This window comes from Pseudophaeobacter arcticus DSM 23566 (assembly GCF_000473205.1).
GTDB lineage: Bacteria > Pseudomonadota > Alphaproteobacteria > Rhodobacterales > Rhodobacteraceae > Pseudophaeobacter > Pseudophaeobacter arcticus.
The window spans coordinates 11,703-24,436 of the sequence record NZ_AXBF01000005.1; the positions used below are offsets into that span (position 1 = coordinate 11,703).

Genomic DNA, 12,734 nt, shown 5'->3' on the forward strand with positions numbered 1-12,734 from the left:
AAGGAGGCATAGATATGTCCGTAAACATCTACAAAGACATCGCGCAAACCTATGCCGCAGCGGCCGAAAAGGCACCGGGTTTAAAAACCCGGTTTGCGGCTGCCGGATTCGATCCGGCAGCCGTTGAAACGCTGGCGGATCTATCGAGTCTGCCGGTGATGAAAAAAGAAGAACTCCTGAAGATTCAGCGTGAAAAGCCCCCTTTTGGCGGGTTTCTCGGCGCGGACCTGAAGGACATCGGGCGGATTTATGTGTCCCCCGGCCCTATTTTTGAACCCTCGCTTTCCGGCATCGGTGGGCATGGGCTTGATCTGCTGTTCAAAGCCGCAGGCGTCGGCGCAGGCGACGTTATCCTGAACACATGGATGTATCACCTCGTACCGGCGGGGCTGTTGTTTGATGAAGCCGCGCAGGCCGCAGGCGCCACGGTCATTCCCGGCGGCGTTGGCAATACCGAGCTTCAGGCGCAGATCATCGTCGAAACCGGCGTGACCGCGATTTGTGCCTCGACGGCGTTTTTCCTGACGCTCGCGGACAAGGTGATCGAAACCTATGGCCGCGACGCATGGAAGGTCAAAACCGCCTTCCTTGGCGGCGAAATGGGCGACTGGATGGCCAAACGCCGCCGGATTGAGGCGGATTATGGCGTGTCGACCTGGGCGGCCTATGCCACCGCCGATCTGGGTCTTGTGGCCTATGAGGACGGCGGCGAAGGCTATGTGGTGCATCCCGACCGCGTGGTGCAAATCTGCGATCCAGTCAGCGGCGCGCCGGTGGACCAAGGTGAGCCGGGCGAGGTTGTTGTCACCGCCTGCGATGCAACCTGGCCGATGATCCGGTTTGGCACCGGCGACAGTGCCTTTGCGCTGGAAAGCAATGAAGATGGCAGCGTCAAACGCGTTTCCGCGTTGCAAGGGCGCGTCGGCGCGGCGGTTAAAGTGCGCGAGATATTTGTCTATCCGCGCGTGGTCGAGGAAGTTGTCATCGCCACACCGGGGGCCAAGGCGGCGCAGGCCGTGGTAACGCGCGAGAACGACCGCGATATGATCCGCATTTCACTGGTCCTTGAAGAGGGCGCATCAGCGTCTGATGCGGAAACTTCCGCCGCAGAGGCTTTCAAACTGCATGCAAGAATTCGCGCCGATGAGGTGGCTGTCGTCGCCCAGCTGCCGGAAAATGCGGAGCTGATCATCAATCAAAAAGATAACTGAGACCGTTCCCGAAATATACGGGCGTTCAGCAGTTGGAATAGAAACGGGCGGCAGGGAAACTTGCCGCCCGTTTTCGTTTAATACCGCGCCGCGTATCCTGTGCGATATGATTTCGCGGGTGGGAACCATACGGCATTGGTCGCCATGATAGGTGACCAATGCCGTGGGAAACCGGCCCTTTTTAGAACGCGCTCAAACCCGTCAGGTTTCGCCCGATAACCAATTTTTGGATCTCGGTGGTGCCATCCGGGATCGGCATGACCTTGGCATTGCGGAAGTGCCGCTCAACGGGGAACTCTTTGGTGATGCCGTTGCCGCCGTGGATTTGAACCGCTTTGCCGGCGATTTCGACCGCCATTTCCGTCGCATACCATTTCGCCATCGAGGTTTGGGTGTCACAGCGCACGCCCAGATCCAGAAGTTGCAACCCACGCTGGCACAACAGCCGCGCCGCGTCGAGTTGGGTCGCCATGTCGGCAAGATAGCCTTGGATCAACTGGTGCCCGCCGATGGGCTTGCCGTGCTGCTCGCGTTCTTGGGCATATTTCACCGCACATTCGAGCGCCGCCTGACCAATCCCGATGCTGGTCAACCCGACGAAAACGCGCGCACTTTCGAACAGCTTCAAGGTCTGGAACAGACCGCCACCGGAGTTGCCGAGAACATGATCGGCAGTGGTTTCGGCCTTGTCGAAGAACAATTCGCAGGTCGATGCGCCCACAAGGCCCAGCTTGCGCAGCTCGCGGCTTTCATAGCCGCCCTTGTCGCGATCGACGATGACCATGGAAATCCCGTCATCGAGATTGCAAACCACGATGGCAAAATCCGATTGCGCGCCGTTGGAAATCCAAAGCTTCTGTCCGGTGACAAAAATCTTGTCGCCCACACGTTCCGCACGCGTCTTGACCTCGCGCACGTTCGAGCCAACTTCCGGTTCGGAAATGCAGGTGGCGCAGATGCGTTCGCTGCGCAACAGCGGCTTGAGATAGGCTTCTTTTTGCGCGGCGTCGCCCAGAAGGTTGACCGCAAACACGGCGTGGCCCTGGATCAGAACCGCAATCGCCAGATCCGCCCAGATACGGGCCAATTCCTCATAAAGGATGCCGTAGGTCATCCGGTCGATGCCCGCACCGCCGGCTTCTTCTGGGATGAGGCCACTGATCAACCCGAATTCCTCAACCTTGGCGAACAGGGCTTTCAAGGTTTCCGCATCGGGGGGGTGGCCGAGTTTTTCGTATTTCTCGGCCAGAGGAGTGAACTCCGTCTCGGCCATTTTGCGAAAGTTTTCCAGCAACATGCGTTGCTCGTCTGTGTAAATTGCCTGAGCGGCAGCGATCACATTTTCCATTTTTTCTTTTCCTTGTTTCAGCGACCTAGAATGGTGACGCAGGCGGCGGCTTCTTCGACGCCGTGCAGACCACCACCGTTTTCGGCAATGGCGTTTTGCGCGCCTTCGACCTGACGCGAGCCGGCTTCGCCGCGCAGCTGCGTGACCAGCTCAAACACCTGTCCGATTCCGGTGGCCCCGACAGGGTGCCCTTTGGATTCGAGCCCGCCCGAGGGGTTCACGGGGATACGCCCGCCGATGCTGGTTTCGCCGCGCAGGCTGGCCGGTCCGCCGTCGCCAAACTCGACAAAGCCGAGGTTCTCGATCTGGATCACCTCGCCCACGGCGGTGGCGTCGTGCACCTCGGCGACCGACATGTCTTCCGGGCCAAGCCCCGCCTGTTCATAGGCTTGAAGCGCGGCAAGGCGGGTCAGGTGGTTTTTGTAATCCTCGGGCGGACGGTCGGTGCCCGAGCGCAGGATCGCGGCCTTGACCTTGATCGCGCGGGCGGGATCAAGGCCCATCCGTTTGAGCCCTTCGCCGGTGCACAAAATTGCCGCCGCCGCACCGTCCGAGATTGGCGCGCACATCGGCAGAGTCAGCGGGTAGGTGATCGGCGGCGCGTTCAAAACCTGTTCGACGGTCATCGCATCGCGGTATTGCGCCAAAGGGTTATGAGCAGAATGCGCGTGGTTCTTGGCAGAAACGGCGGCAAACTGTTCTTGCGTGGTGCCGAAGGTCTTCATGTGCAGCCGTGCAAAACCGGCATAGACGTCCATGAACACGCTATAGGGTTTGGGCGATTTCGACCCTTCGGGTTCCTCGATACCAGCGCCCAGATCGGCAAGCCGCTGCGCGACTTCTTCGCCGTTGCTGACGTCCCAACCGCTGTCAAAGGCGGAAAACATCAACGCGCGGTCGTCGGAATACATCTTTTCGGCACCGACAGCCAAACAGCAATCGCCATTGCCCGCCTTAAGGAAATCCACCGCCAGCTTGAAGCCGGTCGAGGCGCTGGCGCAGGCGTTTTCGACATTCACCACCGGAATGCCCTGAATGCCCATTTCGCGCAGCGCGATTTCGCCGCGGATCATGTGCTGACCTTCCATATGGCCTTGCACTGCGTTTGAGAAAAACGCACCGTCAATGCGATCTGCCGCCACGCCGGAGTCAGCCAAAGCCGCGGCGACAGCTTCGCCCGTCATATCCTTGATGGTCTTGTCCCGAAATTTCCCGAACTGCGTCATCCCGACGCCTACAACGTAAATATCCTGCATTTTGCAGTCTCCTATTCAGTAACCGCGAAACTGCGGTTTGCGTTTTTCAGTGAATGCTGTCAGCCCTTCGAGCATGTCCCACGAGCGCATGTGTGCGCGCAGGTTCAGCATTTCTTCGGACAGGGCGGCGGCTTCGTCGACATTCAAGGACCGGTTCGCGACCGTCTTCATGCGGCGCAACACGGCGGGGCTTTTGTCGGCGATCCGGTCGGTGAAGGTCTGCACGGCGTCGCGCAATTCTGCGTCCGGCACGACCTTGTTCACCAGTCCCCAATCCATCATTTCACGGGCCGAAATATTTTCACCCGAGAACAGCAGGTATTTGGCACGGTTCAACCCGATCCGGCCGGGCAGGATTGCCGCCCCACCTGCGCCGGGGAAGACGCCGAAATTGGAATGGGCATCGCCCATTTGCGCGCTTTCGGCGGCAAAGACCAAATCGCAGGCCATCACCATTTCCAAACCGCCCGCCATCGCCAGCCCGTTCACGGCAGCGATCACTGGCTTGGGGCCATGACGCATCAAACCAAAGGTATGATCGACGAGATCAAGCAGATCCGGCTCGCCGGGTTCATGTTTGGCACCGGCGACTTCTTTGAGGTCTGCACCGGCGCAGAACGCTCGCCCCGATCCGGTCAGGACAATGGCACGCACGCCGTCGTCGGCAATTGCGGCCTCTAACGCGGTGGTCATTTCGCGCAACATCTGTGTCGACATCGCGTTCAACTGCTCGGTGCGCAGGAAGGTGATCCATTCGGTCCGCTCGATGCGTTCCACAGACAGGGTTTTTGGACCTTCAGTCATGTTAAGCTCCTGAAATAAAACGATTTATTTTGCATTTTTGGTTGCTTTCCACACCGGATTGCGCTGCTATGGGGCGGACCCGCACGCGGAAAAAATGATAGTTGGAGATCGATATGAGCACTGCACCCCTGGCCGGCCTGAAAATTCTCAGCCTCGCAGAACAATTTCCCGGACCCTATGCGACAATGTTGTTGTCCGACATGGGCGCCGAGGTCATCATGGTTGAACGCCCGGGCGTCGGCGATCCGGCCCGGCAGTTCCCGCCGCTGTTTCGGGCGCTGAACCGTGGCAAGCGCAGCGTGGCGCTTGATCTGAAATCCGCCGAGGGGTTGGCACAATTTCGCACCCTTGCGGAAACCGCCGATGTCATCGTCGAAGGCTTTCGCCCCGGCAAGCTCGCGGCGCTGGGTGCGGGTTTTGAGGATATGCGCAAGGTCAACCCAAAGCTGGTTTATGTGTCGATATCGGGCTACGGGCAAGACGGGCCGTATCGCGACAGGGCAGGGCATGATCTGAGCTACGAAGGTGTTGGCGGGTTGCTGGCGGATCAGGCCGACGCCGGACAGCCGGGGCAGGTGCCGGGTTTGCCTCTGGCCGATGTTGGCGCGGCGCTGTTCGCGGCCATCGCGATCCTGTCGGCCACTCTGTCGAGCCAACGCACGGGACAGGGACGTTACGTCGATGTCTCCATGTCCGATGCGGTGGTGTCGATGCTCACGGCATTTTTGGTTCCGGCGGCGAATGGCACCCCATTGGGCGAGTTCATCGCCGAGCCGGCTTACGGCGTTTTCACCTGCAAGGATGGTAAGTTGATGACCCTGTCCATCGCGCATGAGGATTGGTTCTGGAAACCCTTCTGCGCGGTGATTGGCAAGCCGGAGCTGGCCGGATTGAAGGGCCGCGACCGCGTGGCGCAAAAGGACGCGCTGCGCGAAGAGATCGCGGCGGTTTTGGTCAGCAAGACGCGCGCCGATTGGGGTGATTTGTTTGATGGCGCTGGCGTGCCATGGGGTCCGCTCAATTCGCTGGTTGAAACGCTGAACGACCCGCATGTGCGCGCCCGCCAGTTGATGCGGACCATCGCACATGATGGCGGCAAGACCGAAACCTTCTTGGTGCAACCGTTGAAGTTCGACGGTTTTGAATCTCAGATTTCTGGTTTGCCGCCTGAGATCGGGGCCGATAATGAAAGCGTCTTTGCGGGCGGCTCCGACTAACGGAGACCGCCCAAAATGGGCCTTAACAGGCAAAGGAATACCCGCCGTTCACCGGGTAAGTTTGCCCGGTGATCCAACTGGCGGCGTCCGAGCACAGGAACAAGATCATGCCGGCCGGATCTTCCGGCTCACCAAGACGGCGGATCACATATTGCGACAGCGCGCGCTTTTCGGTTTCGGCGTCGGGGATCAGGTCCGCAACAGCAGGCGTTCTCGTGCCGCCCAAAGCGACGCAATTCGCGGTGATCCCGAACCGGCCACTGGCCTTTGCAATGGCGCGCATGAAACCCGCGGCACCGGCCTTGGCCCCCGAATACACTGCCAGATGCGGCTCTCCGACGCGGCCCGCGTCGGAGATGACGGTGACAATGCGCCCGTAGCCGCCTTTGACCATCAACGGCATGGCATGGCGGGTGCAGTTTAGCACGCCATCGAAATTGGTCGCCATCCAGCGGCGCCATTCGTCGGGATCGGATTCCCAAAACGGCACAAGATCATCCAGCCGCGAGGTCGGACCGGCGTTGCCGGCGTTGTTGACCAGAATATCCACACTGCCAAAGGTGTCTTTCGCCGTGTCAAAGGCCGCGCCTACAGCTTCATAATCGGAGACGTCAAACGCCAGCGGCAATGCCTTGGCGCCCGCCGCTTCGACTTCTGCGGCAACGCTTTCGGCGCGCTCTGCGTGGAAATCGTTGATCACAACCGCACCCGCGCCATGCTGTGCCAGATAGAGCGCGACCTGACGGCCCACGCCTTGACCCGCACCGGTGACAAATGCGGTGCGCCCTTTTATGTCGAGCAGTTCACTCATGATATTTACCTTTTATCCAAGCCACCTTTTGCGGCGCCGATAGTGTTTGATCTCGCGGTAGCTTTTGCGTTCACCAGAGGCGGTGACCCCGAGATAAAATTCTTTGATGTCTTCGTTATTGGCGAGCTTGTCCGCCGGTCCGTCCATCACGATACGCCCGTTCTCCATGACATAGGCATAGTCGGCGATCGACAGCGCTGCGGCGCTGTTCTGCTCGACCAAGAAGAACGTCGTGCCTTCGGATTTGAGTTGCTTGAGCACCTCATACACATCGCGGATCATCATCGGGGCCAACCCCAGCGACGGCTCATCAATCGCGATGATTTTCGGTTTTGCCATCATGGCCCGGCCGATCAACAGCAATTGCTGTTCACCGCCGGACATGAAGCCCGATGTGCGGTTGCGCAGATCCGCAAGGCGCGGCATCAGCGTGTAAACGTGATCCAGCCGCTTTTTCAACTCGGCGGCGTTGGGCACCATATGCCCGCCGACGATCAGGTTCTGCTCTGAGGTGAGGTGACGCAACACGCGCCGCCCTTCCATCACATGAACCAGACCGTTTTTCACCACATTCGAGGCTTCCATGTTTTGAACAGGCGTGCCGTCCAGAATGATGGAGCCCGCCGAAACGGTGCCGTCTTCGGATTTGAGCGTTCCGGAAATAGCCTTGAGCGTCGTGCTTTTTCCCGCGCCGTTGCCGCCCAGAAGGGCAACACATTGACCTTCCTTGACGTTCATCGATACGCCCTTGAGCGCGAGGATGACGTCGGAATAGGTCACTTCTACGTTGTTGAGTTCCAGCATGGTCATTGTGCCCGGTGCTAAGGATCAGGACGGGCGCCGCGATTGCGGCGCCCGGGTTTGATTTACCATTTGCGAACGTTAGGAACGTCCACGCCGGTGGCTTCGATGACGATTTTGCCATCTTTGACGGTGCCCACGTTCACTTGAAGACCTTTCAAAGGGAAGGGCGCTTCGGGAGTGAAGGTCAAGGTCGGCAGGAACCCGCGGGTTTCTTCGGTGGTGATCGGTTGGGCAAAGAGCGCTTCGCGCACCATCTCGCCGGTCAGACCCTCGGCCCCGTTTTCCTCAATCGCGTGCCCGATTACGGCCGCAGCATAGAGACCTTGCGACATCCCCATAGCGGTCACAACGTTCCAAGGCGCTTCGAGACCATATTCGGCGACCAGTTTCTCATAGAATTGCCGCGCGGGCGTATCTTCGTCGGCCGCAACCGCCATCCCGTAGGTCTCAAAATCGCCTTCAAGTTGGTCAAGCCCGCCAAGTGCGCCGCCGGAGGCCGGCAGCCCGTTGTGAGAACTCATCAAGATCGGGATGTCCGCGCCATTGGCCTGCAACCCGCGTTTCGCCGCAACCACGATCGAAGTGTTGGTCTGGATGATCAGCGCCTCGGCACCGGCGCGTGCGACACGGCGCATTTGCGCCGTCAGATCAGTCGGCTGCACTTCGGTATAGATGACCTCGACCAGCTCAAGCTCTTCGGGATTTTCCTCGGCGTAAAGTTCCAGACCCTTTGCCATATCGACATAGGCAGGCGACGCCTCGGAGGCCATGATTGCGGCCTTGAGCGGTGCGTCTCCGCCGCGCTGCTCTTTCATCCATGCCAAGAAGGCGGCGCTTTCATGTGAATAGGTCGGACGCGGGTTGAAGATCCAAGAATCCGGTTGCCACGCATAACCGTAGGCGGCTGTGGCCATGAACATCGGGATCTTGTCTTCCGGCAGGCGCTCGGACAGGGCGGCAACATCCGGCCCGCCAAGGCCGAGGACCGCAATCGGATCAAGTTCCGATTTGATCCCTGGCCAAAGGCTCGCGACCTGGGCCGCGTCATAACGGGTTTCGTAGTTCTTATAGTTCAGCTTGACGCCAAGCTCTTTGCCACTGGTCGCGTTCCACCAGTTTAAAACGGCTTCCCGGCTTGCGGTCCAGATTGGCATGATATCGGCATAGGGGCCGGAAAAGTCCGAGAGCAGAGCAAGGTTATACGTTTCTTCTGCTTGCGCTTTCATCGGCATCGTTGCCGTTAGGGCGACAGCACCCGCTGCTAACAGGCCGCGAAGCCCCGGTTTCATTTTGTAGCTCATTATTCTTCCTCCCAGGTTGAAAGCCGTTGTTCCTATCAATAGGGGAACGGCCAGATACGGTAAGACGATTTCAGGATATTCCAGCGGTGCATCAGCCCCTTTGGCTCAACGATCATGACCCCTGCGATCACGCCGCCGAGAATGACATTCATACCGGCGAAAACGATGTCTCCACCCAGAAAGGAGACCGAGTCGGCGATATTGGGGCCGACCGTTGCGATAACTTCCTGAATGACGCGGATGACGAACACACCGACCAAAGCGCCGACAATGGACCCCATGCCGCCGACGATGATCATCGCGATAAAGAAGATTGAGTTGAACAAGGTGAACTGATCGACCCCGACAAAACGGATCAAATAGGCCCAAAGCGCCCCGCCAACCCCGGCGTAGAAGGCACCGATCAAGAAGGCATTTGCCTTGGTTGCCGCGACGTTGATGCCCATGATACCGGCGGCGACGTCATCGTCTCGGACCGCCACAAAGGCGCGGCCAAAGCGGGATCGGATGATGCCAAATGCACCCGCGATCATGATCGTAGCAACCGCAAGGTTCATGTAGAACTGTGAGGTTTCGCCAACAATGCGAAATCCGAAAAGTTCAGCAGGCGGCACGGTGATCCCGTTTGATCCGCCCATCCATGACGATGGCAGGTTCAGAACCGCAAAGTGAAACAGGAACTGCGCGGCAATGGTGGTGAGCGCGAGATAAAACCCCTTGATCCGTGCCGCTGTCAGGCCAAATAAAAATCCGAACAGCGCCGCCGCAAACCCCGCCAAGGGGATCGTCAACAGAAACGACATGCCGGTTTTCGAGGCCAATATCGAGGCGGTATAAGCCCCAACCCCCATGAAGGCGGCTTGGCCAAGGTTGATCTGGCCGGCGTAGCCGGTGCAGATCTGCAGCCCGACGGCGATGACGGCGCTGATCAACATCATGTTCAGCACGGCGATGATACGCCCGCTGGCAAGATAGGGTGCCGCTAGCAGGAGACCCATGAACACAGCAAGGGCGATGGCCTGCCAGCGTGTGCGCACAACACGTCGGTCGGTGCGATAGCTTGTGGGGAAAATTCCAGAAGGATCCATGGCTTACACCCGCTCGATTGTGCGCCATCCGAACAGGCCGGTGGGCCGGATCAGCAAAATGGCGAGCATGATAATATAGGGCACAACACTGCCCAGCGAGCCACCGATCATCGGATCAAGGTAGTTGGTGGTCAGGCTTTGCGCGACGCCGATGATCACCCCCGCCAAAATGAGCCCGCCGATTGATTCCAAGCCGGCAAAAAGCGCCACGGGCAGCGCCGCAAACCCGATATCGGAGGCCAGAAAGGTCAGCGACTTGCCGCTGAGAAAGATCATGGCGCCAATGGTGGACAAGATCGCACCGAGAACCCAAGCGAAGGCAATCGAACCCTTCACGGAAATACCCATCGAGGAGGCCACAACGTGATCTTCCGCGACGGCGGTCATCCGAAGGCCGGATCGTGTCCGGTTAAAGAACCACGAGAGGCCAACAGCGGCGACAATGGTGATGATGCCCCCGGCCAGCAGGTTCATCGGGATCAACATATCCCCAAGGAACAATGGCTTGAGCGGAAAGATGATCGGGAAGGGCCGCACAGCAGGGCCAAAGAGCAACAGCACAAGCCCGCGCAACAAAATCAGCAGACCGACCGTGACCATGACCATCGAGAACACCGATTCACCGATGAGCTTTGTCAGGAAAATCCGTTCAATCGCGTAACCGACCAAACCGGCCAGAACCAGCGAGAGCGGGATCGAAAGCCAAAGGCTAAGGCCCAGCTGCATGGTTGTGAACCAAACGATGAAACCGCCGATGATGACAAGTTCGCCCTGTGCGAAATTAAACACCTTACTGGCGCGGTAGATAACGACGAACCCCATCGCAACCAATGCGTAAAGCAGGCCGATCAAAGCCCCGGTGATGATGTCATTGATGAAATAAACCAATTTCCCCGACCTCCCTTAAGTTTGCGACTGCAGCGTGGCAGCCTTTGATGCATTTTCGACATCCGATACCCGAACCGTGGCTTTGAGAACGCCCTGACGGCCATCTTGATAGGTCACGGCGATTTCCAGATCGGTCATGTCATCACCGCCATAAATCGCGTCGACGAGTTTGGCATAGCGCTCTTCCAAAAAGGCCCGCCGCAGTTTCCGGCTGCGGGTCAGCTCGCCTTCGTCCGGGTCGAGTTCTTTCGGGAAATTCGCAAACCGCGCCACGCGGGAGCCTTCGGGCAACAGCGCATTGATGCGCGCCACTTCGCCTTTGATAAGCTCCAAAATCTCGGGCTTTTGCGACAGGTCAGTATAGGTCGAGAAGCTGATCTTGTTCTCTTCGGCCCAACGGCCGAGCACTTCCATGTCAATATTGATCAAGGCGCTGACAAACCCTCGGGCCTCGTCGCCCAAGGTCATCAGATCCTTGATGAAAGGACTGTAGCGCAGCCGCGTTTCGATGAACTGCGGCGGGTAGCTGTGGCCATTCGCCAAACGGCGCATGTCCTTGACCCGATCAAAGAACAACAGCTCTCCATCGTCAGTCATCGACACGGCGTCGCCGGTTTCATACCAACCATCTTCGGTCAGCGCCTCGGCGGTCTTGTCGGGTTTGCCGTGATATCCGCCGAACCCAGATCCGCCGCGTACATGAAGTTCGCCTTCTGGCGACACCCGGTATTCCAACAAATCGCCGTAGGTGGTATTGGTTTGCATCCAGCTGCCGCTTGTCTCAAGCTGATAGCTCTTGCCCATATGCGCCGTCAAAAGCCCGATCTCGGTCGCGCCATAGACGTTGCGCAATTTGACGCCCATTGCGTGGAACATCCGGAAAACGTCCGGCGCCATCAATGCGCCGCCGCTCATTGCATTCTTGGCCTTGCCGAGGCCAAGGTTGTCGCGCAGATGGTGCAAGACCAGCGCTTCGGCAAAGGGGAGTTGCAGCCGCGCGGCAAGGCGCGGGCTGCGCCCTTCCAACCGTTCGACATGCACGTCACGGCCGACCTTCATTCCCCAATTGTACATTGCGGTGCGGAACTTACCGGCGCCGAGCATCCGCGCTTGCACGATGGAGGCGAGATTTTCCCACTGCCGCGGGCTGAACACCAATGCGTCCACCGCCAGTTCGCGGATATTGTCGAGCACTTCTTCCGGCCCTTCGGGGAAGTTCACGACCATGGGCGCGATCAAACCGATGGACAGGCCAAAAATTTGTTCGGTCACCCAAGCGGGTGAAATATAAGTCAGGTATTCGGTGCCCGGCGCGATGTCGATGGCCCCCATCACCCGCGAGCTGTTGTCGAACAGGTAGCGATGGCTGATGATAACACCCTTGGGTTTTCCAGTGGTCCCCGAGGTGTAGGACAGCATGGCAATATCTTCGGCGCGGCCGCGTTTGACATGTTCTTCAAAGCGCGACGGCTCTGCGGCGTGGACCTGACGACCGGCATCGCTTATGCTGTCGAAGGAATTCAACAGCGGGTGGTCGTAGTTCCAAAGCCCCGATCCATCCCAAAACACAATCGCAATGGCACCGTTGTATGTGTCGGCCACTTCGATGCATTTATCGACCTGTTCCTGATCCTGCGCCAGAAATACGCGGGTCTGGGAATCTTCTGCCAGATAGAGAATTTCATCGGCGGTTTGGTCGGGATAGACAGACAGGATTTTCCCGCCCAAAGACTGCACGGCGTATTCCGCCCAAAAATGTTCGGGCTCATTCTCGCCAATTAACATGACAGAATCGCCGGCTTTCAGGCCTTTTGCCTCCAGTCCGAGCGCCAGCGCACGGACCTTTTCAAGCACGTCACTCCACGTGAATTCGCGCCAGATACCAAGGCGTTTGTGGCGTTCGGCAAGCGCGTCGGGCGTGAATTTTGCGCGGGCCAACAGGACTTGCGGCAGGGTTTCGCTCTGCGTGACGGCGGGGTCTGTGTAGACCATTGCTGTTCGTTGTT

General features: G+C 58.7%; 11 protein-coding genes. 2 read left to right on the plus strand and 9 right to left on the minus strand.

Annotated features, from left to right (window positions below):
• Positions 1–14: 14 nt before the first annotated feature.
• Positions 15–1,211: a phenylacetate--CoA ligase family protein gene (locus tag ARCT_RS0101405; protein ID WP_240476190.1), complete on the plus strand. Its 1,197-nt coding sequence runs from the start codon at positions 15–17 to the stop codon at positions 1,209–1,211.
• Positions 1,212–1,392: 181 nt separating this feature from the next.
• On the opposite strand, the gene ARCT_RS0101410 is transcribed toward ARCT_RS0101405, so the two are convergent.
• The 3 genes from ARCT_RS0101410 to ARCT_RS0101420 are packed head-to-tail and all read right to left on the minus strand — an operon-like array spanning position 1,393 to position 4,619.
• Entirely contained in the window at positions 1,393–2,559 is a 1,167-nt protein-coding gene (locus ARCT_RS0101410; RefSeq protein WP_036783917.1) for an acyl-CoA dehydrogenase family protein, read from the minus strand.
• A gap of 17 nt (positions 2,560–2,576) precedes the next feature.
• Positions 2,577–3,815 carry a thiolase family protein gene (locus ARCT_RS0101415; protein WP_027238509.1) on the minus strand — a complete coding sequence of 413 codons (1,239 nt, stop codon included), beginning with the start codon at positions 3,813–3,815 and terminating at the stop codon, positions 2,577–2,579.
• 15 nt (positions 3,816–3,830) lie between these two features.
• On the minus strand, positions 3,831–4,619 hold the full coding sequence (locus ARCT_RS0101420) for an enoyl-CoA hydratase/isomerase family protein (protein WP_051360495.1): 789 nt from the start codon (positions 4,617–4,619) through the stop codon (positions 3,831–3,833).
• Between the two features lie 113 nt (positions 4,620–4,732).
• On the opposite strand from ARCT_RS0101420, the gene ARCT_RS0101425 reads away from it, so the two are divergent.
• Entirely contained in the window at positions 4,733–5,836 is a 1,104-nt protein-coding gene (locus ARCT_RS0101425) for a CaiB/BaiF CoA transferase family protein (protein WP_036783920.1), read from the plus strand.
• Positions 5,837–5,858: 22 nt separating this feature from the next.
• Here the strand turns inward: ARCT_RS0101425 and ARCT_RS0101430 are convergent, their stop codons facing one another.
• From ARCT_RS0101430 to ARCT_RS0101455, 6 genes are all read right to left on the minus strand, one after another.
• Positions 5,859–6,647, minus strand: coding sequence for an SDR family NAD(P)-dependent oxidoreductase (locus ARCT_RS0101430; RefSeq protein WP_027238512.1), 789 nt, complete (start codon positions 6,645–6,647; stop codon positions 5,859–5,861).
• A 12-nt stretch (positions 6,648–6,659) separates the two neighbouring features.
• Positions 6,660–7,451, minus strand: coding sequence for an ABC transporter ATP-binding protein (locus ARCT_RS0101435; RefSeq protein WP_027238513.1), 792 nt, complete (start codon positions 7,449–7,451; stop codon positions 6,660–6,662).
• Positions 7,452–7,513: 62 nt separating this feature from the next.
• Positions 7,514–8,752: an ABC transporter substrate-binding protein gene (locus ARCT_RS0101440; protein ID WP_027238514.1), complete on the minus strand. Its 1,239-nt coding sequence runs from the start codon at positions 8,750–8,752 to the stop codon at positions 7,514–7,516.
• Between the two features lie 35 nt (positions 8,753–8,787).
• The gene (locus ARCT_RS0101445; protein ID WP_027238515.1) at positions 8,788–9,840 is read right to left on the minus strand and encodes a branched-chain amino acid ABC transporter permease; all 1,053 of its coding nucleotides are present in this window, start codon (positions 9,838–9,840) and stop codon (positions 8,788–8,790) included.
• A gap of 3 nt (positions 9,841–9,843) precedes the next feature.
• Positions 9,844–10,728: a branched-chain amino acid ABC transporter permease gene (locus ARCT_RS0101450; RefSeq protein ID WP_027238516.1), complete on the minus strand. Its 885-nt coding sequence runs from the start codon at positions 10,726–10,728 to the stop codon at positions 9,844–9,846.
• Between the two features lie 15 nt (positions 10,729–10,743).
• Positions 10,744–12,720, minus strand: coding sequence for an AMP-binding protein (locus ARCT_RS0101455; protein ID WP_027238517.1), 1,977 nt, complete (start codon positions 12,718–12,720; stop codon positions 10,744–10,746).
• Positions 12,721–12,734: the final 14 nt, after the last annotated feature.